This window comes from Pseudotabrizicola alkalilacus, assembly GCF_003443995.1.
Taxonomy (GTDB): domain Bacteria; phylum Pseudomonadota; class Alphaproteobacteria; order Rhodobacterales; family Rhodobacteraceae; genus Pseudotabrizicola; species Pseudotabrizicola alkalilacus.
The window spans coordinates 113,479-139,466 of the sequence record NZ_QWEY01000011.1; the positions used below are offsets into that span (position 1 = coordinate 113,479).

Annotated in this window: 22 protein-coding genes and 1 pseudogene; 16 read left to right on the plus strand and 7 right to left on the minus strand. The window is 58.7% G+C overall.

The window, feature by feature from the left end; translation table 11 throughout:
* The first annotated feature begins 310 nt into the window (after nt 1-310).
* From D1012_RS17720 to D1012_RS17750, 7 genes are all read left to right on the plus strand, one after another.
* Complete coding sequence (locus tag D1012_RS17720; RefSeq protein ID WP_118155432.1) at nt 311-1,834, plus strand: ABC transporter substrate-binding protein; 1,524 nt, start codon at nt 311-313, stop codon at nt 1,832-1,834.
* 79 nt (nt 1,835-1,913) lie between these two features.
* A complete protein-coding gene (locus D1012_RS17725) occupies nt 1,914-2,930 on the plus strand; it encodes an ABC transporter permease (protein ID WP_118155434.1) in 1,017 nt (338 codons plus the stop codon).
* The gene (locus tag D1012_RS17730) at nt 2,930-3,784 is read left to right on the plus strand and encodes an ABC transporter permease (RefSeq protein WP_233517169.1); all 855 of its coding nucleotides are present in this window, start codon (nt 2,930-2,932) and stop codon (nt 3,782-3,784) included. Before D1012_RS17725 ends, D1012_RS17730 begins: the two co-directional genes overlap by 1 nt.
* 3 nt (nt 3,785-3,787) lie before the next feature.
* On the plus strand, nt 3,788-5,599 hold the full coding sequence (locus D1012_RS17735; protein ID WP_118155526.1) for a dipeptide ABC transporter ATP-binding protein: 1,812 nt from the start codon (nt 3,788-3,790) through the stop codon (nt 5,597-5,599).
* A 382-nt stretch (nt 5,600-5,981) separates the two neighbouring features.
* Nucleotides 5,982-6,971, plus strand: a complete 990-nt coding sequence (gene dctP / locus D1012_RS17740; protein ID WP_158569388.1) for a TRAP transporter substrate-binding protein DctP — start codon at nt 5,982-5,984, stop codon at nt 6,969-6,971.
* 78 nt (nt 6,972-7,049) lie between these two features.
* Nucleotides 7,050-7,571, plus strand: coding sequence for a TRAP transporter small permease (locus D1012_RS17745; protein WP_147335736.1), 522 nt, complete (start codon nt 7,050-7,052; stop codon nt 7,569-7,571).
* Between the two features lie 3 nt (nt 7,572-7,574).
* Entirely contained in the window at nt 7,575-9,050 is a 1,476-nt protein-coding gene (locus D1012_RS17750) for a TRAP transporter large permease (RefSeq protein ID WP_118155442.1), read from the plus strand.
* Between the two features lie 108 nt (nt 9,051-9,158).
* On the opposite strand, the gene D1012_RS17755 is transcribed toward D1012_RS17750, so the two are convergent.
* The 5 genes from D1012_RS17755 to D1012_RS17775 are packed head-to-tail and all read right to left on the minus strand — an operon-like array spanning nt 9,159 to nt 14,395.
* Entirely contained in the window at nt 9,159-9,650 is a 492-nt protein-coding gene (locus D1012_RS17755; protein ID WP_118155444.1) for a MarR family winged helix-turn-helix transcriptional regulator, read from the minus strand.
* On the minus strand, nt 9,647-10,162 hold the full coding sequence (locus D1012_RS17760) for a MarR family winged helix-turn-helix transcriptional regulator (protein WP_233517170.1): 516 nt from the start codon (nt 10,160-10,162) through the stop codon (nt 9,647-9,649). Before D1012_RS17760 ends, D1012_RS17755 begins: the two co-directional genes overlap by 4 nt.
* Nucleotides 10,163-10,183: 21 nt before the next feature.
* On the minus strand, nt 10,184-10,672 hold the full coding sequence (locus D1012_RS17765) for an acyl-CoA thioesterase (RefSeq protein WP_118155446.1): 489 nt from the start codon (nt 10,670-10,672) through the stop codon (nt 10,184-10,186).
* Nucleotides 10,669-12,234 carry an indolepyruvate oxidoreductase subunit beta family protein gene (locus D1012_RS17770; RefSeq protein WP_118155528.1) on the minus strand — a complete coding sequence of 522 codons (1,566 nt, stop codon included), beginning with the start codon at nt 12,232-12,234 and terminating at the stop codon, nt 10,669-10,671. Before D1012_RS17770 ends, D1012_RS17765 begins: the two co-directional genes overlap by 4 nt.
* 7 nt (nt 12,235-12,241) lie before the next feature.
* Entirely contained in the window at nt 12,242-14,395 is a 2,154-nt protein-coding gene (locus D1012_RS17775; protein WP_118155448.1) for a thiamine pyrophosphate-dependent enzyme, read from the minus strand.
* Between the two features lie 463 nt (nt 14,396-14,858).
* On the opposite strand from D1012_RS17775, the gene D1012_RS17780 reads away from it, so the two are divergent.
* From D1012_RS17780 to D1012_RS17795, 4 genes are read left to right on the plus strand one after another with little or no spacing between them, the layout of a single operon-like run.
* The gene (locus tag D1012_RS17780) at nt 14,859-16,397 is read left to right on the plus strand and encodes an AMP-binding protein (protein ID WP_354002050.1); all 1,539 of its coding nucleotides are present in this window, start codon (nt 14,859-14,861) and stop codon (nt 16,395-16,397) included.
* Nucleotides 16,394-17,575: a thiolase family protein gene (locus D1012_RS17785; RefSeq protein WP_118155452.1), complete on the plus strand. Its 1,182-nt coding sequence runs from the start codon at nt 16,394-16,396 to the stop codon at nt 17,573-17,575. Before D1012_RS17780 ends, D1012_RS17785 begins: the two co-directional genes overlap by 4 nt.
* Nucleotides 17,568-18,806: an SDR family NAD(P)-dependent oxidoreductase gene (locus tag D1012_RS17790; RefSeq protein ID WP_118155454.1), complete on the plus strand. Its 1,239-nt coding sequence runs from the start codon at nt 17,568-17,570 to the stop codon at nt 18,804-18,806. Before D1012_RS17785 ends, D1012_RS17790 begins: the two co-directional genes overlap by 8 nt.
* Complete coding sequence (locus D1012_RS17795) at nt 18,803-19,594, plus strand: cyclase family protein (RefSeq protein ID WP_118155456.1); 792 nt, start codon at nt 18,803-18,805, stop codon at nt 19,592-19,594. Before D1012_RS17790 ends, D1012_RS17795 begins: the two co-directional genes overlap by 4 nt.
* A 34-nt stretch (nt 19,595-19,628) precedes the next feature.
* Here D1012_RS17795 and D1012_RS17800 read toward each other — a convergent pair whose 3' ends face one another.
* Nucleotides 19,629-20,288: an FCD domain-containing protein gene (locus D1012_RS17800; protein WP_118155458.1), complete on the minus strand. Its 660-nt coding sequence runs from the start codon at nt 20,286-20,288 to the stop codon at nt 19,629-19,631.
* Nucleotides 20,289-20,413: 125 nt separating this feature from the next.
* Between D1012_RS17800 and D1012_RS17805 the strand changes: the two genes are divergently transcribed.
* From D1012_RS17805 to D1012_RS17820, 4 genes are read left to right on the plus strand one after another with little or no spacing between them, the layout of a single operon-like run.
* Complete coding sequence (locus D1012_RS17805; protein ID WP_118155460.1) at nt 20,414-21,532, plus strand: cupin domain-containing protein; 1,119 nt, start codon at nt 20,414-20,416, stop codon at nt 21,530-21,532.
* Nucleotides 21,533-21,542: 10 nt separating this feature from the next.
* A complete protein-coding gene (locus D1012_RS17810; protein WP_118155462.1) occupies nt 21,543-22,463 on the plus strand; it encodes a fumarylacetoacetate hydrolase family protein in 921 nt (306 codons plus the stop codon).
* A 4-nt stretch (nt 22,464-22,467) separates the two neighbouring features.
* Nucleotides 22,468-23,406, plus strand: a complete 939-nt coding sequence (locus tag D1012_RS17815; protein ID WP_118155464.1) for a carbon-nitrogen hydrolase family protein — start codon at nt 22,468-22,470, stop codon at nt 23,404-23,406.
* Nucleotides 23,406-24,032, plus strand: coding sequence for a flavin reductase family protein (locus D1012_RS17820; RefSeq protein ID WP_118155466.1), 627 nt, complete (start codon nt 23,406-23,408; stop codon nt 24,030-24,032). Before D1012_RS17815 ends, D1012_RS17820 begins: the two co-directional genes overlap by 1 nt.
* Before the next feature lie 118 nt (nt 24,033-24,150).
* Here D1012_RS17820 and D1012_RS23050 read toward each other — a convergent pair.
* Nucleotides 24,151-24,324, minus strand: a pseudogene (locus tag D1012_RS23050) (mannonate dehydratase); the annotation flags it as partial.
* 239 nt (nt 24,325-24,563) lie between these two features.
* Here D1012_RS23050 and D1012_RS17830 point away from each other — a divergent pair.
* A complete protein-coding gene (locus tag D1012_RS17830; protein WP_118155470.1) occupies nt 24,564-25,889 on the plus strand; it encodes an NAD(P)/FAD-dependent oxidoreductase in 1,326 nt (441 codons plus the stop codon).
* Nucleotides 25,890-25,988 lie beyond the last annotated feature (99 nt).

A 25,988-nucleotide genomic window follows, 5' to 3' on the forward strand; every position in this document is an offset into this window, starting at 1 on the left:
TATTATGCAAAAATATCGGCCTTGGTTGATATGGACGCGACATTAGGTGCAACGTAATCTTGAGACAAGATGCAAACGGCAGGGTGCCTATGTCCGGTCTGTTGGCTTTGCCGGATTTGGCCCGGCGACTGCAAAAGACGGGTCATTGGGGTTTCCCGAAATTCTGGTGGTCGCCATGTGCTGAGCAACCGGGCCGGGCCGGCTTGCAGCCGCACTCTTTGCCTTGGTCTTTCAAGGGCAGGGCGAATGCCGGAACGGACTGCCGAAAGCAGAAAAATAGAAAAACGCATGAAGCAACAGGGGTTCTCAGATGAATACAGTCGATAGGCGTCTTTTCATGAAGCTCGCGGCGATGACGGGCGGTGCCTTGCTCGTGCGGCCAGATTTTGCCTTTGCAGGAGAAATCGACAATCTCGCCATTGCCTGGACCACGGATACCGCCACCTGGGACCCCAATCAGCGTCTGTCACCTGATCCGCAGACAATTCTCAAGATGGTCTTCGATCAGCCGATTGACCAGACGAGCGATCTGAAGCTTACGTCAGGCGTGTTGTCCGACTGGGCTTTGGCGGAAGACGCGATGAGCATGCGAGTCACGCTGCGCGATGACGTGACCTTTTCCGACGGCACAAAACTGACAACGGAAGACTTTCGCTATACCTTCTTTGAGCGGCTGAACAAAGGTGAGGAACTGGATCTTGCCGTAGGCTTCGGCACGGTGTCTGACATCGAGATTCTGTCGCCCACCGAAGCCGTGATGCATTTCGCCAAGCCTTTCCCGATTGTGGCGCAGTGGTTGAGCTTCAGCGCAAGCTATATCGTATCGAAAGCCTATGCGGAAAAAGTCGGTCCCGAGGGGATGAAAACCAGCCCCATGGGCTCTGGTCCCTATGTGCTGAAGGAGTACAAGCGCGACAGCCGCATCGTGCTGGTACGGCGCGATGATTACTGGGGCGAGCTTCCCTTGATCAAGCGGATCACCATAGAGATCATCCCAGATCCGACGGCGCGGTTGGCCGCGCTTGAATCCGGCACGGTTGATCTTGCAACCGAACTGTCGATCCGCGACATAAAACGCCTGCAGCAGGGTGATGCCTTTAACGCTGTCACCAACCCGATTGCGCGCATCATCTATGTCACGATCCGCGCCGATGGTGTTTTTGCCGACCGCAACATTCGCCTTGCTGCGCATCACGCGATTGACAAGTCTCTGCTGTCAAAAGCATTTTTTGGCGGTGATGCTGTCACGATTGATCAACCCACCATCCCCGGCATGCCAGGCTTTCTTCCTGACTTCCATTTTGACTTTGACGACGCAAAAGCCAAGGAACTACTGGCGGCTTCGGGCTTTGGCCCGGATAATCCTGTCAGCCTTGATTTCGCCACCACCAACGGTCAGTTCCCCGGTGACTATGATATTGCCCGCGCGATTGTGACCATGTGGGAAAAGGTTGGCATCAAGGCCAATCTGAAAGTGATCACCGAGTCGCAATGGTATGAGCTGAACGCCTCGGCCAAGTTGCCCCCGGCCTCGTTGTTTGTCTGGGAAAACGGCACCGGCGATCCCGAGCTTTTTGCCGGCAATATGTTTGACGCCGATCTGCCGTTTGCAACCTACCGCACACCCGAGGTGACGGCGATGATCAAACCGCTGCTGAGCGAGCCGGACAACGACAAGCGCATCAAGGGGTATGAGGCGTTCAACAAGTTCCTCATCGAAGAAGGGGCAATGATCCCGCTGTTGCAGGCAATTCAGACGATTGGCTATCGCAAGGGCATCGAGCTGAAGCCCTGGGCCAATGGTCTGATCCGGCCTCACGCCATTACGTCGTAACAAGCTGGGTCACAACAATCGCGCGCCATTGCCAGATCCGGCATTGGCACGCCCCTTTCGGTGCCAAGGAGGCGCGGTTTTGATCATTGCTATTCTTCGCATCCTGGCCCGAAGGCTTCTGGCGATCATTCCGGTCTTTGTGGTGGTGACGATTCTGGTCTTTGGCGCGTTGAGGATTCTGCCCGTTGATCCGGCCCAGATGTCGCTGCCACCGTCAGCCACCATCGAGCAGGTAGAAGCCAAGCGCGAGGCAATGGGGCTGAACCGGCCGATTTGGGAGCAATACACGATTTGGGCCAAGGGGGCCGTTGCGGGTGATCTGGGCGAGTCATCGCAATACCGCATGTCAACCGCAGCCGTTGTCTTGGATCGTCTGCCTGCGACGATAGAGCTGGTGATCTGCGCGCTGGTCTTTGCCGTTGGCGTCGGGGTTGGTGGCGGTTTGTTGGTCTTCTCTGCGCGCGACACAGTCCTTGAGACGGTTGGGCTGGTTGTGATCTCTGCGGTGATGGCTTTGCCGGATTTCCTGCTGGCGCTGCTGTTCATTCTTGTGCTCGGGGTGTTGATGCCGATTTTTCCGGTCAATGGCCGGTTGGAACCGGGCATGCAGGTTCCCACGCAAACCGGGTTCCTGCTGATTGATGCCCTCTTGACCGGGGATTTCAGAGCTTTCTTCAGTGCGCTGCATTACATTGCTCTTCCGGTCATGGCGCTGGGACTGGCGTTTTCTCCGACAATCATGCGTGTGCTGCATGCCAGTCTCGTCAACACGTATCAGCAAAGCTATATCCTGCAGGCACGGTTACGCGGGCTGAGCGGGCGTGAAATCCTGTTTGGTCAGGCCCTGAAGAACGCGATGCTGCCCGTGGTCATTCTGGTCGGAACCCAGTTCGGTGGCCTGTTCGGCGGGACGCTGCTGGTCGAGATGATCTTTTCCTTTCCGGGGCTGGGCAATCTGATGGTCAAGGCGATGCAGACGTCGGATCTGTCGGTGATCATGGCAATCTCGTTGATTTATTGCGCCACAACGCTGCTTTTTAATTCCTTGGCTGATGCCTTGGCCTATTTGCTGAACCCAAGGCTGAGGAACGGATGATGCGGAAAAAGTTTCGCCTGCCTGATCTGGGGCTTGTTATTGGCGGCAGCCTCGTGGGGCTGGTGCTGATCTGTGGAGTTTTTGCGCCCTGGATCGCGCCGTATCACCCGAATGATCAGGAACTGCTCTATATCCTTGCGCCGCCTGTCTGGGCAGATGGGGGATCGGCGGCTCATCTTTTTGGGACAGACAGTCTGGGTCGCGACACGCTTTCGCGGATGATTTACGGCGCGCGCACAGCAATGACTGTAGCAGCAGTGGCTTCGCTGGGGGCAATGTTGCTGGGGGCGTTTTTTGCCCACCTCGCGGGGTATTTCGGTGGTTGGGTTGACTGGATCATCAGCCGCACCGTGGAGGTCTGGCTGTCTTTCCCGCCGGTGGTGCTGTCAATGTTGTTGATTACCGGGCTTGGCATTGGCATCGACAAGGTCATTCTGGCCATCGTGCTGGTGGACTGGACGCGATTTTGCCGCGTTTTGCGCAGCGAAGTGCAGGTGGCGCGGGGGCAGGATTATGTCGCCTTTGCGCGACTGATCGGGTTTTCGCATCTGCGCGTCATCATGAAAGAAATCCTTCCGGCAACGCTGCCGATGCTGATCACCCTGTTGAGCCTGCAGATGGGAATCTCGGTCGTGGTGGAGGCGATCCTGTCTTTTGTCGCGATGGGTGTGCCATCGGATGTGCCGGCCTGGGGGCAGATGATCGCAGATGCGCGGATTGACATGTATGGGGCACCCTGGGGGCTTGCCCTGCCGATTGCGGCGATCTTTGTCACCGTTCTGAGCTTCAATCTTTTCGGGGATGGCTTGCGGCGCACATTGGACCCACGCCACGCCGCGAACAGGGGCACCTGAGTGATGAACGATCAGACCATACTTCACATTAAGAACCTCGAAATTTCGCTGAAGACCGGACATAAGATTCTGAACGGCGTCGATCTGGCGATCCGGCCCGGTCGGGTTCTTGGAGTGATTGGCGAATCCGGGGCTGGCAAGTCCATGCTTGGCAGCGCCATCGCTGCCACGCTGCCACGCGGGCTGGCCATTTCGCGCGGCTCGATCGACTTTGATGGACTGACTCTGACCGATATGAACGCCAAAACGCGCCGTGATCTGTTGGGTCGCGATATCGGCTTTATCCCGCAAGAACCGATGAGCGCGCTGAATCCCAGCCTCACCATCGGTCATCAGATCTGTCATCACCTGGCCAGAATTGGTCTTCGGACCGCGCAATCACGCGAAGATCGCGCGGTGGAGCTTTTCAGCGAGGTCGGGTTGGATCGGCCGCGCGATTTGTTGAAAAGCTATCCGCACCAGCTCTCTGGCGGAATGTTGCAGCGGGTACTGATTGCGATGGCCTTTGCCTCTCATCCGCGGCTTGTGATTGCCGATGAGCCGACCACGGCATTGGATGTCACGATCCAGCAAAAGGTAGTCGAACTGATTGCCCGCATGCGCGAGACGCATAATACTTCGGTGCTGTTCATCACTCATGATCTGCAACTTGCCGCCGAAGTCTGCGACGATGTTGCGGTTCTTTACGCAGGGCGGATTGTTGAGACGGGTGCTGCGCGACGCATTATCGAAGCGCCAATGCATCCCTATTCCAGATGCCTTAATCTGGCGACGCCAAATCTTTCGGGGCCAAAGGCTCGGTTGATGATCCTCCCCGGCACGATGCCAAGTCCTTTGGAGCGCACGGTGATGACGGGGTGCGAATTTGCGCCACGTTGTCCGTTGGCAGAAACCCGGTGCCACAGCTCGCGTCCTGCGCTGGAGGAAATCGTGGCCGGGCATCACAGTGCCTGTCACTGGCCCGAACGCAGCGGGATGATCGCACCCCCCGCAACCTCGGCAGAGCAGGTGGTGCCGACTTTGGGCAGCGCTATGATCCTCCAGGCAAAGGGGTTGGGCAAGGCCTATCGCCAGCACGACTGGCTTGGCCGGGTGCGGCGGGTCGAGGCGCTGCGCGAGCTCAATTTCGAGGTTCGGGAGGGCGAATTTGTCGGCATTGTCGGCGAGAGCGGCTCAGGCAAGAGCAGCCTGACCAAGATGATCGTCGGTCTGGAGGATGTGACCTCGGGCACGCTTGAGGTGGTGGGGATGGACCGGGCTACCACGCCGCGGGAGAGGTTTTTTGACAAGGTGCAGTTGGTCTTTCAAGACCCGCAATCGGCACTGAACCCGCGCCGGACAATTGGAAGTCTTGTCACTCAGGCTCTGGAAGCGCGGGACAGCCAGCCTTCGGCTGCGGAACGCAAGGATATGGTTGCTGCGTTGCTGGCCAAGGTTATGCTGCCGCCGGATGTCGCCGGGCGTTTTTCCGACCAGTTGTCGGGCGGCCAGAAACAGCGGGTAAACATTGCGCGGGCCTTGTGTTCAAACCCGCGCCTGCTGATCGCGGATGAGATCGTCTCGGGGCTTGATGTTTCGGTGCAGGCGCAGATCCTCGAACTGCTGCGCGAACTCCGCAATGAGGTCGGGTTTTCGCTGCTGCTGATCTCGCACGATCTGGCGGTGGTGCGCCATGTCTGTGACCGGACACTGGTTATGTGCAAAGGCGAGATTGTTGAACAGGGGCCTGTCGAAGAGGTCTTTGCCAATCCACAGCATCCCTACACCCGGCAGCTTGTCGCTGCGGCGCTTGGCCCGGTCGTTGTAGGGCGCTGACCTGCTTCCTTCCGTGGGGATAGTCTTTAGCATCTGATAGAAAAGATAAAATCATGACTTCCGAGTGCGGAGCTGTCGTCACTTATATGCGTTGACATTATCTTACATATAAAATAAATTGCTTTGAGCTTAAACTTCTTTTCGCACGTCAATGTCGTGAGGTTGGCCAGATGCAATGAGAAACATGATTGATCTGCGTCCAGTCGCACGGTAGGGCGGCAATGCCTTCGGTCTGAATTGATACCAGACCGCGTACCCGGTCCAAAATGATCCCAAGCGCAATTGGGGCAATCAGGACGACACTTTCAATCATACCAGGCCAGAAATGGGGCGCGTAAGCCCCATGAAGTGCCTTGCGAACTTCCAACACAGGGGAGCTAACATGAACTTTATGAGATCTATTCTGATTGGTGCCGCCACGCTTGCCGCGCCGATACTGACGGTCACCGCTGCCTATGCGGACGTGGCCGTGCTGCGCAGCGTGAGCTGCTTTCCGATCGGCAGTCCGCCCAGTGTTCCCTTTGAGGAAATGGTGGCGGAAATCAACAAACGAGGCGAAGGGGTTGTGCGCCTTGATTTGCTGGGTGGCGCGCCTGCCATTGGCAGCCCGTTCCAGGTCGCCGAGCGGCTTGCGCTGGGGGCCTACGACATCGCCGGTTGCCCCGAAGCCTTTTTCGGCAACCTGATCCCCGAGGCTCCGGCCTTGCGGTTGAACGAATACACCTTTGCAGAGTTGAGGGAAAACGGTGCACTTGATTACTTTCAAGAACTGATGAAAGCCAAGGGGGCGCTGTTTCTGGGCCGCCACCAGGACGATGGTGCCTTTCATGTCTATCTGGCCGATCCGATTGACAAACCGGATCTGAGCGGACTGAACCTACGGATTTCGCCGGTCTATACCGCGTTTTTCAAGGCAATGGGGGCCACTGTGCAACGGGCAAGCATGCCCGAGGTCTACACCCTTATGGAGAACAAGACGGTGGACGGCTATGGCTTTTCGCTGCGCGGGATTTCACCAGACTGGTACAAGGTGACCAAGTACCGTGTAGATCCGGGCTTTTACCATGGTGCCATTCATACCATCGCCAACCTGGCCCGCTGGGAAACGCTGAGCCCCGAGGCGCAAGAGATCGTCAGCTCGGTGATCCTTGAGTTCGAGGTGCGTATCGAGCCAAGCAGCGACTATGCGAAAGATCTGGATGCAAAAATGCGCGCCACTCAGGCCGAGAACGGCATCCAGACCATAACTTTTGAAGGTGCGGATGCCGAAAAATGGCTGAGCATGGCGAAGGACGCGGCATGGTCGGAATTCCTTGCCGAAAACCCGGTAACCGGGCCAAAGCTCAAAGACCTTTTTACCAAGAGCAACTGATCGCATTGCAACTTGATCAAAGGCGATTGGCCGCTTGTGGCCGGTCGTCGGTGTGCCGAGCTGAATTCCGGGGGAGCCATGGCCGATCTGCTCAAGACCTTTGAAGTATTCTTTGTAAAACTAAACACAGCCATTGCGGCCTGTGTCGCGCTTTCGATTGGTATGTTTACCCTGCTTGTGCCCCTCGATTTCGTTCTGCGCAAATTGCGGATGGGCGGTCTGGAATGGCTGAATGAGGGGGCGGAATATTTCCTGTTCTTTGGTGTTTTCCTTTCTGCGACATGGGTGCTGCAACAGGGCGCGCATGTGCGGGTCGATATCATCATATCTAATCTTCCCGCGCGGGCGGCGGCCTGGCTGGAAAGAGTCATGGATCTGATGGGCGCTGCTCTTTGCGGGATCATGGCCTACCTTGGCACCAGAAGCACGGTTTCTGCCTATATCCTGGGCACTTTGCCGGACAAGGATCTGCGCTTGCCGAACTGGGTCGTGCTGACGGTTTTCGCGGTTTCTTTCGTCCTGCTGACCATTGAGTTTCTTCTGCGATATTTCCGTGCCGGCCGGCATGGGTATGTCGCCGAAGCCAGTGCGGGGTTCTGATCAATGGAATGGTATTTCGCGCTGACACTGATGCTGGGAACGGTCTGTTTTTTCCTGTTTCTGGGACTGCCTGTCGCCTTTGCCTTTATGGCAGCCAACCTCTTTGGAACCGCAATGTTCATCGGGGCCTGGTATTCGGTCGGGGACTGGACGATCATGCGTCTGTCACTGGAAAGCATGCCGATGGAGTTCCACGAAGCTGTGGGATATCAGCTGACGACCATCGCACTCTTTTTGCTGATGGGGGAAATTCTCTTGCAGACGGGGGTTGCCTTCAAGGCCATTGGCGCCATCGAACAGATGATCTTGCGGGTGCCGGGGCGCCTTTCGGTCGTGGCGATTGTGGGGGGCACGGTATTTTCTTCGCTGTCAGGCTCGACCGTCGCCAATACAGCGATCCTGGGAAAAGTGCTGCTGCCTGACATGATCAACCGGGGCTACAAACCCGCCATTGCCATGGGGCCGATCATGGCGGTTGGTGGCATTGCGATGCTGATCCCGCCCTCCTCTTTGGCGGTGCTGTTGGCCAGTCTGGCGCAGCAATCCGTGGCAAAGCTGCTGGTCGCGGGGATTGTGCCAGGGCTGCTGATGGCACTGCTGTTCTTTGCGTATGTGGTTATACGCTGCATCATCAACCCGGATCTGGCGCCGGCCTATGATCCGGATACAGCGCAACTGGACAAGCCGATAACGCTTGCCTGGCATCGCAACGGCAGGGCGGCCTGGGTGCGCAGCTATGACGGGCCATACAAGTCAGTCCTGAACAGGGTGCTCCCATTCTTTGTTTATGTCACCCCTTTGATGTCGATTTTCGTGGTTGTTGTCGGCAGCATTTTCTTCAAGTTTGCTTCGCCTACCGAGGCTGCTGCGATGGGGTGTCTTGCAGCACTTGGATCGTGCTATTTCTTCCGGCTTTTCAACAAGCGGATCACAATCTCTGGGATTGAGGGGGTCGATTTTACTTGGCATGCGATTGCAGAAGCGTTGATGGGAACAGTCAAGATCAACACAATGATCATCTTCATCATCGCGGGATCGCTGGTTTTTACTCAGGCTCTTGCAGTGTCGGGGGCAACCACGGGTTTGCTGGAGGCCATGGTCTCGATGCAGATGAGCAAACTGGTTGTGGTCCTCATGATGATGGGCATCCTGCTTTTTCTGGGTGCCTTTATGGATCAGGTCAGCATGTTGCTTTTAACTCTGCCGTTCTTTCTGCTTGGGTCACATTCCTTGCAGGCAATTTATGACATCGATGCGATCTGGCTGATGGTCCTGATCCTGATTGCGATGGAGATCGGGTTGCTGACGCCGCCCTTTGGCCTGCTGCTCTATGTCATGAAGGGCGTTGCTCCCGAAGGGATCAGCATTGGTCAGATCATCGGTTCTGCGATGCCGTTCATTCTGATCGAGGTGCTGGTGCTGGTGCTGCTGATCCTGATACCCGGACTGGCCACTTGGCTGCCAGGTTTGTTGCAATGATGGCAACGCCGGGCACGCCGTGTCCGGCACAAACATCCCCCGCCGCCCTTGGCGGTGGGGGGGCTGAGGCACCTTTCGCATGGGCCGTCGGGTGGCCCGCAGCAGGTGCTATATCTTGTTGACGCAGATGTTTGCGGTCATCTTTTGCAGAACCCGAATGCAGGTTTCCAGCTCTTCTTCATCAATATCTTTGATCAGCTTTTCGTAAAGGTCGTTCACAACCGGCCCGATCTCGTTGAGCTTGGCAGTGCCCAGCTCGGTCAGACCAACGGTACGGACGCGCTGATCACTGTCGCTGATTTCGCGGCTGACCAGACCAGTGGTGACAAGGCTCTCTGTTGTCCGGCTGGTGGTCGACTGCTCCGTGACCGACAGGACGGCAAGTTCGTTGATGGTCAGTTCTTTATGCGCCGATAACGAGGCCAGAATCCGCATCATGGTGCTGTTCCAGCCCAGTTCAGCCAAGGCCACATTCTGATCGGCGGCCCAGCGATGTGCCAGTCGCGTGATCAGATGCGGCACATAGCGGCGCAGGCTTTCACGTGTCCTGAAGGGAAACTTGCTGTGCCGCCGGGGCTTTGGTGTGTCGGACTTTATCATGCGGGTTCTTCTTCAACGGGTCGTCTGGTCTTCGACGCCATCGCTTTTAAACCCGCCGTAACAGCATGAATATCGGTCAGAGAGACATTCTGCAGCTTTTGCGAAACCACTTCACGGTGCAGCGCATTGGCATCTTCAAACACCTTGCGCCCCTTGTCGGTCAGCGAGGCGAGAAAGGAGCGGCGGTCGGTTTTGGTCACCTGGCGATTCACCAGACCATCCTTGCGCAGCCGCGTGACCAGACCCGAGACATTGCCATTGCTGACTCGCAGATCCCTCGACAACTCACCCATCGAAACCCCTTCGGGGCGGCGGTACAGCTGGGCCAGCACATCGAACTTGGCCACAGACAGCCCGAGCTTTTCGCTGAGCGCCGCATTCAGATCGCCGTAGATCAGTTTGTTGATATTCAGAACCTGAAGCCAGAACCGGGTCTCAGCCATCTGACGTTCGGTCAGCGCCGCATTGTCGCTGGTTACTGGCTTTGCATCCTGAATGTCTGGGTTCAGCACTGGCTACTCCGTGTTCGTTCCTCAGTCTTTTGCTATATTGGTTCTTTCCCCGTATGCAACAAGCGCCTGCCGGATGTCATCCGGTATCTGGATCGACTGCCGGGTTTCAAGACTGGTGGTCACGGTCACGAAATGACCACGCAGCGCCTCGTCCTCGCCCTTCATGGCATGCAGGGTCAAAGCATAGGATTTGTTGCCAACCTTGGCGACGCGCAGAAAGACCTCAATCTTTTCGCCCATCATGCAGGGGATGAAAAAGTCGGCCGAGGCGGTGGCATATCCCAAACCAATACCGCGTGGTCCCAGCACAGTATAGTAGTCGATGTTAAGGCACTCACAGAACCATTTTTCGATGATCTGGTTGAAGACGTCAAAGAACTTGGGCGTGTAAACAATGCCAGCCGGGTCGCATTGGCCATGGCGGAACACGGTGAAAGCCGACCACAGGTTTGTCGGCCGACGGGTCAGGTTGGCTTTGCGTAGCGGTGAGTCAGAGGCGTCGGATGTCATAGGATTGTCCCGATGGTTCGGATTGTTCCGTCGAGGCCATCTTGCGAGGGATCCTTGACGGCAGAGGCGAGCAATAGACGCGCCCAATAGGCAGCATCCTCGCGCCCGGCGATCCTCAGGGTCGTGCCCATCACTTTGTCAAACTTGGAAAGTCCGCGCACATGGGTATCGGAATAGCCCTTGATCAGACGGCGGAAGCGCAAGACCTCGACCCCAAGCTCGTAGTTGATTGCCAACAGAGTCTTTGTATTTTCCAGCCAAGCGTTGCGATGGGCAACCTCTTGCTGGTGGCGCAGTGAGATGCGGCGGATGCGCTTGAGTGAGGCAATAAAGGAAAGGGCGAGAAACCAGTGCAGCGTATAGGTCTTCACCCGTCGCCCCTTGTCTGTCCGGCGGTCGAGCCAAGCGTACAGGCTTTTGCGGGCGATGACCCATCCTGCTAGGCGGACGGGCAGGACTGAAACCAGCTCTTCCATCCGCGGGTGCATGAATTCGATGGTTTGCAGGATGGACTTGTCTGACACCCCAAGCTCGGTTTCGATACGTGTGCGGCGCTGCAACCGTGTTTTCAGGCCGGCGACCCGCATGATGTCGTCATAGGTCATTGCATTGGCAAGATACTTGGCGGCCTGTCCGGTAAAGAGCCAGCCCCTTTCTGCGCCGCCGGCAGCACTGTCGCAAAGATGGAGCTGCCCAAGAAGCGTCAGGTATTCGTCGCCGTAAGCAACATCCTGAAAATCCACCACTTTGCGCAAGCCGAGATAGGCCATCTCTTGCGCTTCGGGCGGCAGTTCGTTGCGCAGGCGTTGCAGCAGACGGTCGGCTTTGGGGTCAGTCAGGCGCGTGGGAATCTGGACGGCGGAACCGGGCACGGTGGTCAGGTTTGGCGGGTCATCGCCCGCCACGGTGCGATCATAGGCGGCGGCAAAGGTGCGCAGACTGGCCTCGACCCCCTTGCCACCATTGCGGATCACCTCGCAATACGCCTCCCGCGCAAAGGGCAGTGCACCTGATGCCGCCAGACTGCCAAAAAGGGCAGCAGAGATCACACTTCCCTGTGCAACGGCCACGGCGTTCATGTCAAAGATGACCTCACGCTTTGCCGCGATGCCGATGGCGCTGGTGACAGCCCCGCTGTCTGCGATGCTCTCCCCCGGCGCCATTTTTTCCGAAATGGCAAGAGAGCGGTGGTTCGATGCGATCAGCGTGGTACGATCCGGGGTCACGATGCCACGCAGGATCGAGCGACCCGCTTCCATATATTCCGAGGCGATCACGACATCGACATCGCCCGGAGTGGGCATCTGTGCCAGAATGGGCAGCCTTCCTGCAGGATCGGGCGGCATCATCTCGACGTAATAGATCGTGGCACCGGTCCGCTGCGCCACGCCGGGAACAGAGGTTGATTGCGCGACCCAGCCTTGTCTTTCGGCAAGGCTGACAATCCATCCTGTCAGGACTCCGCCACCCTGACCGCCCATGGCGACGATTGCGATGGAAATCGGCCGCTCGGTGGCAGGGCCGACGGCAGCCAGATCGAGTTTGACGGTATCGTCCTTCATGGTCGCCTCAAGCATCGAAGTTAACCGCAAGACGATCCTGGCGGTTTTGCAGGAACTGGATCACCGGCAAGGTGAGCCTGCTTTTGAATCTGTCCCAGCCGCCGGGATTGTGCACAACGTCGGCTTGGTAAAACGAGGGACAGAGCACAGCCGCGTCCGCAACTTCGCCGCAATTCCCGCAGGCGACACAGGTATTGTCGATGCTCGCAACGGGATCGTCCCGCAGGGGGTCATCCAGCGTTTTTATCGAAAGCGAAGGGCACCCCGACAGGCGTATGCAGGCGTGATCTCCGGTGCAGACATCTTCATCAACACCAAAGCGGGCGATGACGGTGCGCTTGCCGCCCTTGAGCGCCTTGCTGACCCGCGGTTTCTCGCGGCGCTGCTTGTTCAGCATGCACTCCGAGGAGGCGACGATAATCTTTGGCCCTTCTGCTTCGGTCGTCAGGGCCTCTTTCAGGACCGCGCGCATCTGGGTGACATCGTAGGTGTGGTCAATCTGGCGCACCCATTTTGCGCCGATGCCTTTGACAGCATCAACGATCGAGTTGTTCGTCTTGCGCCGTTTGTTGAAGGCGCGCGACGACAGCACATCCTGTCCACCTGTTGCCGAAGAATAGAAATTGTCGACGATCAGAAATACGCCATCATGTTTGTTGAACACCGCGTTGCCAATGCCGCTGGTCAGCCCGTTGTGCCAGAAGCCGCCATCCCCCATGATGGCGATCGAACGTTTGTCCGCCTTGACATTGAAAGCCGAGGCAGAGGCTGCCCCAAGGCCATATCCCATGGTCGTTGCACCGATGTTGAACGGCGGCAAAATGGAAAACAGGTGGCAGCCGATATCAGCCGAAACGTGATGGCGGCCAAGCTCTTCTTCGACCAGCTTCAATGCCGCAAAGATTGGCCGCTCGGGGCAGCCGGTGCAAAGACCAGGTGGCCGCGAGGGCACGACACCTTTCAGCGTCAAGATTTCGGGCGCGGTCAGGATCGGTGGTGAATCCGGGATCGGCGCGCGGTTGCCCAATTGCAAGGGGTCGAAATCTTCGAGAAAGTGCGCGATGCCTTTGCTCAGAACCGCAGCCGTGTAATCACCGCCCATCGGCAGATAAGCCTTGCCGCGCACCTTGGTCGGGGCAGAGAGGCGCGAGAGCACGGTAGAGATCGACTGTTCAATGTATTCGGGCTGACCTTCCTCAACGACAAGGACAGCATCAAGACCAGCCGCGAATTCTTCCACCTCGGCGTTGATCGTGGGATAGCCCACATTCATCACATAGATCGGAATTCTGGTATTGCCGTAGGCATCACTCAGGCCAAGAAATTGCAACGCCCGGATCAGGCTGTTGTACATGCCGCCCTGGGTGATGATGCCGGTCTTGCCCGTCTTTTCCCCGAAAAACTCGTTGAGTTTATTCTTGCGGATGAAATCTATTGCCGCCGGCATCCGAAGGCGGATCTTTTCCTGCTCGTGTTCATAGGCGGCGGGGGGCAGCACGATGCGGTCAAGGTCGCGTTTCGGATTGTTCAGCGCATCCTTCAGGGTGAATTCGGCGCGCTTGTTGTCCTTGCAGACAAAACTGCCGGTCATATGACAGCTGCGCACGCGCACGGCCAGCATGACGGGCGTGTTCGACGCCTCGGAAAGCTCGTAACCTTTTTCGATCAGATTGACGATGCATTCATGCTCCGGTCTGGGGTCCAGCAGCCACATCTGCGACTTCATCGCAAAGGCATGGGTGCGTTCCTGCATGATCGAGGAGCCTTCGCCGTAATCTTCACCGATGATGACCATGGCCCCGCCGGTAACCCCGCCAGACGCAAGGTTGGCCAGTGCGTCCGATGCAACATTGGTGCCGACCGTTGACTTCCAGGCTACCGCTCCCCGCAGGGGGTACATGACCGAAGCCGAAAGCATGGCTGCCGCAGTTGCCTCACTGGCCGAACTTTGAAAGTTCACGCCCAGCTCGTCAAGAATGTCATTCGCATCGGCGAGAACATCCATCAGATGCGAGATGGGAGAACCTTGGTACCCGCCGACATATGATACACCGGCCTGAAGGAGCGCCTTGGTGATGGCCAGAATTCCTTCGCCGCGAAAGATCTCGCCCTCGCCAAGACGCAGATCTTCCACTTCTTTCGCAAATGATCGCTCGGCCATGACTACCTCTCTGAAATGTATGACAATGAATATATTTACATATAAAATATGTCAAGCCGCCTCGGCGGTATCCGGCACCCGTTGCATCGCCGCGTGTCTTGCGCTGCAACCCGGCCCACCAGAGGATAGGCTCAGGTAAATGGCGGGTTGGTGGGGCAGATGTGCTGTGGAGTTGTGTTCGGCTCGGCCTCATGCCGCCGGGGGACAAGCGCCTTGACTTCATACGTTTTACATATAAACCTATGCAAAATCATAAAGTGACCAGCGTGCGGAGACACAATACCCTGCCCCTGACATCTGGCTATGAAGGTATCGGGATCAAGCGGATGGATCCGTTCGATTCTGATGTGGGTCTCGGCAATACACAACGTTCTACCTAGGACAAAACATGTCTCAAAATACGGTTTTTCAAAGATTCTCTGAAACAGCGCAGCGTCGGGGCAAGGCGCCGTTCCTACAGGTGATGCAGGAAACCGCACAGATATATGGCATTCCGGCCGAAGAGATTTCGTATACCGAGATGGCGGCGCGTGTCGGTCTCCGGGCCCAAGGGTTTGCTCGCGCGGGCTATGGTGCGGGCCACAGGGTTGGTTTGCTGCTTCAAAACCGGCCCGTCTTTCTGGAGATCTGGCTGGCGCTGAATTCTCTGGGGGTTTCGGTCGTCCCGATCAATCCCGATCTGCGGTTGGCCGAACTGGAATATCTTGCCCAACATTCGGAAATGGTGCTGGCGATCGTTCTGCCCGAGCGGCTGGAAGAGATGCAGCAGGCGGCCGCAAATGCAGGACTGTCGCTGCCTGTCATCTGTGCCACCGATGCACTGCCAGTGGCGCGCTGCCCCGCCAGCGCCGGGTTAACGATCGACCGCGCCCATGAATGTGCCTTGCTATACACCTCTGGCACAACGGGACAGCCCAAGGGGTGCATCTTGAGCAATGAATACTTTCTGCATTGCGGCGATTGGTATGCCCGCACCGGTGGACACATCGGCCTGCGCCAGGATTGTGAGCGGATGCTGACGCCGCTGCCTGTTTTTCATATGAATGCCATGGCGGTTTCGGTCATGGCGATGATCTCGGTTGGCGGATGTCTGATCTTGCTTGACCGGTTTCACCCCAGCAGCTGGTGGCAATCTGTGCGCGAAAGTGGTGCTACGGTTGTGCACTATCTGGGCGTGATGCCGACCATGCTCAGCGGCGCCGTGCCGTCTGACGATGACCGCAGACATTCGGTGCGCTTTGGCTTTGGCGCGGGCGTCGACAAAAAGCTGCATGCCTCTTTTGAACAGCGCTTTGGCTTCCCGCTGATTGAGGCATGGGCGATGACCGAGACCGGCAGCGGCGGTGTGATTTGCGCCTATGATGAACCACGTAAAATCGGCACCTCTTGCTTTGGACGTGCTGCGCCCGAGGTCGAGGCGCGGGTCGTGGATGATGCGGGGCGCGATGTTTCCGCAGGACTGCCGGGAGAGCTTCTGGTGCGCCACGCAGGGCAGAACCCAAGGTACGGTTTCTTTTCCGGGTATCTGAAAAACCAGCAGGCCACAGATGAGGTCTGGGCGGGCGGTTGGTTTCACACCGGCGATATCGTCCAGCGCGATGCAGATGGGTCTTTCCATTTCGTTGACCGCAAAAAGAACGTCATCCGCCGTTCAGGCGAAAATATAGCCGCAGTCGAGGTCGAAACGATCCTGAACCGGCATCCTGATATCCGCATGGTTGCGGCAGCGGCAACACCGGACGAGATGCGGGGTGACGAGGTCGCGGCTGTGATCGTTCTGAAGGCGGGTACAGGTACGGCGGAAACGGCTGCAGAGATCGTGCGATGGGGGCTGGAGCAGATGGCCTATTACAAAGTGCCGGGGTGGATAAGCTTTGTCGAAGACTTACCCCTGACTGCAACCCAGAAAATTCTGCGCGGCAAAGTCAAGGATCTGGTCGAAACGCTGATGCAGCAAGGCCGCTTTCACGACACGCGCGCCCTCAAGAGGAGAAGGGCTTGAGCCGTCTGCCACAGTCTTATGAGGGCGTTGCGGTCTGTTGCCCGGTCACCGTGCCCTATGTGCGTTTCTCGCCAGAATCTGCCCATTGGTGGGCTGGGGCGGCGCTGCAGGCGTTGGCAGCGCACACCGGACTGAGACCAGCCGGCATTGACGGGTTTTGCTTTGCCAGCTTTTCGGCGGTCCCCGATACAGTGGTGGGGATGGTTCAGCATCTGGGCCTGTGCCCGCGTTGGATGGATCACATTCCGACCGGCGGGGCCAGCGGGGTGATGGCGCTGCGCCGCGCCGCGCGGGCGGTTCAGGCGGGCGATGCAGAACTCGTGGTCTGTCTGGCGGCGGATACCAATCACGTTGACAGTTTTCGCCAGACTCTCGCCGGCTTTTCACGCTTTTCCCAGGATGCGATGTATCCGTATGGGTTCGGCGGGCCGAATGCGACCTTTGCGTTGATGACGGATCATTTCATGCGTGCCTATGGCGTGGGACGCGAGAGCTTTGCCAAGATTTGCATGGCGCAGCGGGCAAATGCCCTGTCCAACCCACACGCCTTGATGAAGCGGCCCCTGAGCTTTGACGAGTACATGTCGTCGCGGGCGATCTGCGATCCGGTTCACCTTCTGGATTGCGTCATGCCCTGTGCCGGGGCCGAGGCCTTTATCGTGACCACCCCGGAAAAGGCAGAGGCCATGGGGTTAAAAGCCGTTTCGATCAAGGCGACGATTGAACGCCACAATGCCTTTGCGTCAGATCCGATCCAGACCCGCGGTGGCTGGGCTCAGGATGTTGACAGGCTTTGGGCTGCGGCCAGATGCGAGCCCGAGGATATGGATATGATCCAGTTTTATGACGATTATCCGGTGATCGTGGCAATGCAGATGGAAGATCTGGGATTCTGCCGCAAGGGAGAGGTTGCCGCTTTTATCGAGCGGCACGATTTCACCATTGCCGGAACATTGCCACTGAACACGAACGGCGGCCAGCTTTCGGCAGGGCAGGCGGGGGCTGCGGGCGGGTTTCAGAACATTACCGAAGCGCTTCGCCAGCTGCTGCATTGCCCGCTGGGTGCGCAGATTCCGCAAGCCAGACGGGCGCTGGTTTCCGGCTTTGGTCTGGTAAATTACGACCGCGGCGTTTGCACCGGAGCCGTGGTTCTGGAAGGGCCCGTGTCGCATGAGTGATCCACTTCTCCCGCCGCAGCGCAAAGATCCGCTGAAAATGCTGCACCTCGGGCACACGCCGCCCCGCCTTCGCAGCCGTGCGGCCAAGGCTATGGCCGTGCGCGCGGGTCAGGGGCGCTTTGTGTTGCAGGTTTGCGCGGATTGTCAGACAGCAACCTATCCACCGCGCGACCGCTGCCCGCAGTGCTGGGGAGAGTTGCGGTGGACCGATCAGCCGCAAGACGCTGTTTTGCTGGCCGAAACCGTGGTTCGGGCAACCACGGACAGCTTCTTTCGCGGCCATCTGCCGTGGCGGATCGGGACAGTGCAGTTTTGCTCTGGTCTTACTGCGATTGCCCATCTTCACGGCGATGTTGCCACGGGCGATGCGGTGAAAATGCGTCTGGTTCTGGATCGCGGCGGCAACCCCGCGTTCTTTGCCCTGCCTGCAAAGGAGACCCCGAATATGCAGGATGACCCACAGCTGCGTGTCTTTACGGCAGCCCCAAAGCATCGCCGCATTCTTGTCACCGACGGGCGCAGCCGGTTAGGGCAAGAGGTGGCACTGGCCTTGCTGAATGCCGGGGCAGGTACGGTTTTTCTGGGCAATGCGGACCGGCTCATGCGGTTCGACGGCATGGACCGCATGCTCGCAACGCCCCGCATCGACATGGTGCCGCTTGATATGACAGACAGCCGCAGCTGTCAGGAGCTGGCAGGGCTGATTGGCGGGCGCGTCGATGTTATCGTCAATACCGCGAGCCATGTGCGCCCCGGTGGGGTATCACAAGGCAGCAGGCTTTCTACCTTGCAGACCGCAATGGAGGTCAATGTTGCAGGGTTGATGCGTCTGGCGCAGAGTTTTGGCCCGGCGATGGCGGGCAGGTCGGATGACGGGGTGAACTCTGCTGCCGCCTTTGTCGATGTCAACTCTGTCTACGGGATGACAGGAAAGCAGGGCTTTGTCGGGTTTGCCGCCAGCGCGGCCGCGCGGCTGGCGCTCGTTGCAGGTCTGCGGGGCGAGATGGCGGCGGCAGGCATCCGCGTGACATCTGTGCTTTGTGGCCCTGTCGATGATGAATGGCACCAGACCGTGCCTTCCCCGAAAGTGGCTCCAGCGCGCATTGCCAAAGCCGTGGTGCAGGTTCTGGAGCAGGGCCTCGAAGAAATCTATGTCGGCGATGTCGCGGAAGATGTGGCGCAGCGCTGGCTGAAAGATCCGCTATTGGCCACAAGAGAGGAAAACCAGTGAGCACCAACTCTTCGCTTTGCGGACAAGTCGCGGCGGCGCTGATCAGTGGCAAGCTGAAAACTGTCGATCTGACCAATACACTGTCTGCCGATTTTCCGGTCATCGTTTTGCCGGCCGAATTTGGCCAGTGTGCGCCCTTCCGCATCGAAACCCTGTCGCGATATGACGAAAATGGTCCGGCCTGGTACTGGAACAACATTACTATGAATGAGCACACTGGCACCCATTTTGATGCTCCTGCGCATTGGGTGACGGGGCGGGATCTGCCGCACAATACGGTCGATGCGGTTCCGGTCAGCGATTTTGTGGCTCCAGCCGTAGTTGTCGACATCTCTGCTGAAGCTGCGGCTGATGCAGATTTCATCGTGACACGCAGCTTTCTTGAGGCATGGGAAGTCAGACACGGAAAAATCCCGCCGCGCCACTGGGTGGCTTTGCGCAGTGACTGGTACAAGCGTGTCGGTACACCTGAATATCTGAATCTGAAAGAAGACGGTGCGCATTCCCCCGGACCGGATGCAGCTGCCATGGAGTTTCTGGTGCATGAGCGCGATTGCATCGGGCTGGCGGTAGAGACAGTGGGCACGGATGCTGGGCAGGCCTCGCATTTCAATCCGCCGCTGCCCGCCCACTCGATCCTGCATGGGAATGGTCGCTATGGGCTGCAATGCCTCACCAACCTTGATAAATTGCCGGTCTTTGGTGCGATGATCGTCGCGGCGCCGCTGAAGATCAAAGGCGGCTCTGGCAGTCCGCTGCGGGTTTTCGCCTTTTTTGACGCAGAGTAACGGGACCGGTTGCCGATCCCGTCGAAAGGATCTTTTACGCAGCCACGGTGGCCATGCGGGCGCTGATTGTCATCGCGGTTCTGGTATAGTGCTCGGCAAGCAGTCGTACCGCTGTTTCTGCGTCGTGCGCCAAAACAGCGTCGGCAATTGCGCTGTGTTCGGCCTGAATATCCCGCCGGGATGGGCTGGGCGTTCCGGCGGCGATCAGGATCGGAATGCGGTAGCGTTCCGTTGTCGCATAAAGCCGTTCAAAAAACTCCAGCCGCCATGGCGACTGACAGGCGGCCAGCAACGCGCGGTGAAAGGCATAGTGCCGGGCCTCGATGTCCCACACGTTCACGATACTGCGTTCGACTTGCAGGTTGAGGGCATACAGTGCTGCAACAATTGCTGCTGACCAGTCATCATCGCCATGCTGAATGGACAGGCGCAAGGCATCGCTTTCTACCAGAATGCGGGTGTCGATCGCATCTTGCATTTCTTGCACCGACAGGGGGGCCACTTTGAACCCGCGCAGCGCCTCGGCCACGACAAGACGCTCGACCTGAAGCCTGCTCAGGGCCTCGCGCAGCGGCGAGAACCCCATGGCGTAACGCTCACTCAGATCGGCCATGCGCAGGGGTTGGCCTGCGGCAAGCTTGCCCTGGATGATGTCGCGACGGATGGCAAGATAGGCTTTCTCGGACAGTGTCATGGAATCCTCCTGACCTTATTATGGCCCATGGCATTTAGTGTGGCAATTTCATAATTTTCGAAAATATATATTGCTTTCGATTATGGCGAGGGACATAGTCGGGTAAGCATCAGAGGAGTTTTCCCATGTCCAAGATCCATGAAAACCACCGCGAAGATGTCGCGGGTCGGGCCAATGTCGAAGACACGCCGGAATTGCTGGCGTATTACGATGATCTTGCCAAGCTTCAGGCTGGTGCGCTGTGGACCGTCGCCAACAAGATCGAACCATGGCAGCCCAAGTCGCAATCGGTGCCGGTCGTCTGGCGCTACGACGATCTGCGCGCGCATGTGTTGCGGTCGGTTGAGCTGGTGACGCCTGAAAAGGCGGGGCGGCGGGTGATCTATCTGAACAATCCGGGTCGGCAGGATGTGTCGGCGGCGGTCGGCTGGCTTTATGCCGGGCTGCAGGTGATGAATCCCGGTGAAAAGGCTGGCGCACACCGGCATTCCGCCAGCGCCGTGCGGTTCATCATGGAGGGCAGCGGCGCCTATACCGTGGTCGATGGGCACAAGATGACGCTGGGGCGCAACGACTTCGTGCTGACGCCGAACGGCACCTGGCATGAACATGCGGTCGACCCCGATGGTACACCCTGCATCTGGCAGGACGGGCTGGACATCCCCTTTGTCAACGCGATGGAGGCGAACTTTTACGAGGTTCATCCGAACGGAACCGAGCCGGTTGCCTTTCCTGTCGATGACATGACCAAGACGTGGGGCAACCCCGGTCTGCGGCCATCGGCTGACTGGTCAAAACCCTATAGCCCGATGTTCAAATATGAATGGGGGCCGACCTATGCGGCTTTGCTGAAATATGCCGAAAGCAGCGAAGGGTCGGTGTTTGACGGCCATTTGCTGGAATATGTGAACCCGGCAACCAATGGCCCGGTCATGCCGACGATGGGGGCCTCGATGCAGCGGCTTGCGCCCGGCCTGCACACACGGGCGCACCGCCACACCGGCAGCTATCTGTATCATTGCGCCAAAGGCTCGGGGCATTCGATCATTGACGGCAAGCGCTTTGACTGGTCCGAGCGGGATATCTTCTGCGTGCCGTCCTGGGCCTGGCATGAGCATGTCAACGGTTCGGACTCTGAAGATGCGGTGTTGTTCTGCCTGTCGGATCTGCCGGTGATGCGTGCGCTGGGTCTGTACCGCGAACAAGCCTACGCGGAAAATGACGGCTATCAGCCGCTGGTTTAAGGATAACAACATGAAACTTGTGACTTATCGCGCCACGGTCGAGGCGGAGGCCCGTCTTGGGGTGATCGCCGGCGATCTGGTGGTTGATGCAGCCCTGCTGGGCGAGGCTTACGACGAGGCGATCCCTGACAGCATGCTTGGCCTGATCGACAGCGGGCGGCCGGGCCTTGCCGCCCTGTCCGCGCTGGTGGCAAAAGCGGGCGCGATGCCGCCCATCGGCACCGCGACGGCACTGGTCAATGTGACCTTGCTCGCCCCGATCCCGCGCCCGCGCAAGAACGTCTTTGGCATCGGTCTGAACTATCTGGACCATGTCGCCGAAAGTGCGGCGGCGCTGGATACCGATGCCGCCCTGCCCAAACAGCCGGTGATTTTCTCCAAACCGCCCACCTCGGTCATCGGTCCAAACGAGCCGATTGCGCATAACAAAAGCATCACCCGTCAGCTTGACTGGGAGGTGGAGTTGGGCGTGGTGATCGGCACCACCGCCCGGCGGGTCACGCGGTCTAACGCGCTGAACCATGTCTTTGGCTACACCGTGCTGATCGACGTGTCGGCGCGCGATTGCCGCAGGGCCGGGCAGTGGATCTACTCCAAAGGGCAGGATACGTTCTGTCCGATGGGCCCGTGCATCGTCACCGCGGATGATATTCCCGATCCGCAGGTGCTTGACCTTTGGCTGACGCTCAACGGGGTGGAAAAGCAGCGGTCGAACACCTCGCATATGCTGTTCAAGGTCGATGAGCTGATTGCCGATCTGAGTCAGGGTATCACGCTGGAACCGGGCGATATCATCGCCAGCGGCACCCCCGCCGGTGTGGGGGCGGGTCGCACCCCGCAGGAATGGATGTGGCCGGGCGATGTCGTGGTGGCGACGGTCGATGGCATCGGTACACTGCGCCATTCCATCGTTGATGCCACACCGGAGTAAGCCGATGATCAGTCCTGCCGTCGTCTTTACCGCTGCTGTCGTTCAGATGGCCTCTGATCCCGGCGATCCGCTGGCAACCGCCAGAACCGCGGCCGACAGATTGCGCGAGGCGGCGGCAAACGGCGCGCGATTGGTGGTCTTTCCCGAGGCGCTGATCGGTGGTTATCCCAAGGGGGCCAGCTTTGGTGCGCCGATCGGGATGCGCAAACCCGAAGGCCGCGCGGCATTTGCCCGCTATCATGCGGCGGCGATAGATCTGGACGGACCCGAGGTGGCAGTGCTGGCCGAAGCCTGCGCCGAAACCGGGGTCTTTGCCGTGGTCGGCGTGATCGAACGTGACGGGGCGACGGTCTATTGCACCGCGCTCTATTTCGACGGCGACAAGGGGCTGGTCGGCAAGCACCGCAAGCTGATGCCCACGGCGGCAGAGCGGTTGATCTGGGGGTTTGGCGACGGGTCTACCCTGCCGGTGTTCAAGACCGATATGGGCACCATCGGCGCAGTGATCTGCTGGGAAAACTACATGCCCGCGCTCAGGATGCACATGTATCATCAGGGCGTCAGCCTGTACTGCGCCCCGACCGCAGATGACCGCGACACCTGGTTGCCGACGATGCAGCACATCGCGATGGAAGGGCGGACATTCGTGTTGACGGCCTGTCAGTATATCACCCGCGCCGCTTACGGCCCGGATCACGAAAGCGCGCTTGGCGATGAACCGCAGACGGTGATGATGCGCGGCGGATCGGCGATCATCGGCCCCTTGGGCAAGGTGATGGCCGGGCCGGATTTCAGTGGTGAAACCATCCTCTACGCCAAGATCGACCCGTCCGAAGTTATGCGCGCGAAGTATGATTTCGACGTGACCGGCCATTATGCCCGCCCCGATGTGTTTCAGCTGGCGGTGGATACCGGCGCCAAGAAAGCCGTGCGGGAAATCTGATGCGCTGGGATCTGGACAAGGTTGCAACGTCGATTGCATATAAGCTGCTGGCGGCAACCGTCATGCCGCGCCCGATTGCCTGGGTCGTGACGCAGGACGCGCTGAATCAGGTTAACGCAGCCCCCTATTCGTTTTTCAACGTCATGGGCTCCGCTCCGCCGACCATTGCGCTGGGCATGCTCGCCGACCCCGCGCGCGGGCTCAAGGACAGTGCGCGCAATATCCTCGATACTGGCGAGTTCACCGTCTGCCTTGTGCCGGAGCGGCTGGCAGCCGCGGCGAACCTGACTTCGATCGACGCGCCGCGCGGGATGAATGAACTGGACCTTGCCAAACTTGCCACCCTGCCTTCGGCACATATAAAACCGCCCCGGATCGCCGACAGCCCTGTGGCCTTTGAATGCCGTACTCATACAACGGTTGAAACCGGGCCCGGACAGCTGGTGGTGATCGGACAGGTTATCGCGGTGCATATCGACGACCGCTACATTCTGGATCCCGACAAGGCGCATATTGATACCCCCGCGCTTGATCTTGTCGCGCGGTCTTATGGGTCTGATTATGTGCGCAGCCGGGATACGTTCCAGCTTCAGCGGCCAAGCTGGGCGGACCAGTCCCAAATCTGATACGGGGTTCCTTGTGTTTTCCGACAATGATGGGGACAGGCAGCTTTGCTGCAAGGCAGGCTTCTGTGCGCACGGGGTCAGCGTGGACAGGTCCGAAGATCTAATATCAGAATTTTGGTCAACCCTGATGGGCCAGCGCGGTCATGATGCCGCGCAGCTCCGCCAATCCCTTGAGCCGACCAATGGCCGGATACCCCGGCTGTGCCTTGCGGGTCAGGCCGTCCAGAATATCCTGACCGTGGTCAGGCCGCATCGGAATTTGCCAATCGGCCCGGTTCGCCGCCTTGCGGCGGTTCTGCTGCGGGAGCCGAGACGATAGCAGCGTGTGTTGAGTGTGTGGGCATCTGCCTCTTTTCCGGTTGGTCACGCCACCAGGACAGATGGGGCACCGCTGACGATTGCCACGAAGGCAGTAGGTTTGGCCAAATACGGTCGATACTCGGTGCAAGATGCTGAAATGGCGGCATAGTCAGTGGATACTGCGGGACAAGTCGCTGATACTGAAACCTCTCAGTGATTTCCGAGGCCCCTATGTCCCCTCTTATCCACCACATCAGCAGTGACGAAACGCTCCCGGCTTCGGCCGATGTTGTGGTAATCGGCGGCGGGATCGTGGGCACAAGCGCCGCCTATTTCCTGGCGCGGCGCGGCCTGTCGGTCGCGCTGCTTGAAAAGGGATATGTCGGCTGCGAACAGTCAAGCCGGAACTGGGGATGGTGCCGGCGGCAAAACCGCGATGCCCGCGAGATGCCGATTGCCAATCTGGCAATGCGGCTGTGGGAAGAGATGACGGCAGAGATCGGACAGGATCTTGGGTTCCGCCGCTGTGGGCTGACCTATGCCACCAATGATCCCCAGCAGCTTGCAGACTGGGATAAATGGCGCGATGTTGCCCGGCAGTTTGATGTCAGAACGCGAATCCTCACCGCGACCGAGGCTGCCGGGGCCGTACCCGCCGCCGATGGGCGCACATGGCTGGGGGGTGTTCATGCCGCCGAAGACGGCAAGGCCGAGCCTGCGCTTGCCGCACCGCGGATTGCCGAGGGTGCGCGCAAACATGGCGCGACCATTCACCAGAATTGTGCAGCACGCGGTCTGGACATCACGAATGGTCAGGTTAGCGGGGTTGTCACGGAAAAGGGCCTGATCCGCACCAGCGCTGTGATCTGTGCCGCCGGGGCTTGGGCTTCGGCATTTCTGCGCATGCATTCGGTGTCCATGCCGCAGGCGAGTGCGCGCCAAACCTCACTTCGGACCGGCCCGGCGCCCGATTTCGGCGAAGCGGTCTACACCCCGGATTTTGCCATGACGCGCCGGCTTGATGGCAGCTACACCATCGCCGTAAGTGGCCGGGCGACGCTGGAAATCACGCCACAAGGTCTCCGCTATCTGCGCCCGTTCCTGCCGATGTTCTTGAAACGTCTGAAGGCGGTGGAGATTGGCATCGGCCGGTCGTTCTTTGACGGCCCGGAGTCAATGCGCGGCTGGCGGCTTGATCAGCCCACCCCGTTCGAGCGTATCCGTGTTCTGGACCCGGCGCCGGACCAGCGGATGCTGACAAAGATCAAAACGCGGGTAGCTACGATGTTCCCCGGCGTTGCCGATGTCGGCGTCGTATCGACGTGGGGCAGCTATATCGATTCAACGCCTGACGCGGTGCCCGTGATCTCTCACGTGAACCGTGTCGGAGGTGTAGTCATTGCTGCGGGTTGCTCCGGGCACGGCTTTGGCGCGGGCCCCGGCTTTGGTCATCTGGCGGCTGATCTGGCCGCCGGTGGTGCGACCTGCGTTGATCCGACACCCTTCCGCCTGTCGCGCTTTGCGGATCGCTCCAAGATCGAGGTTGGCGATTTCTGAACAATTCAGTCTCCAGCACCTTGGGGGAAACCTTGCCTGAGCGATGATCTGATGTCGCGTTTCACGGCATCGAGGTCAGCCTGTGACCCAAAAAAAAGC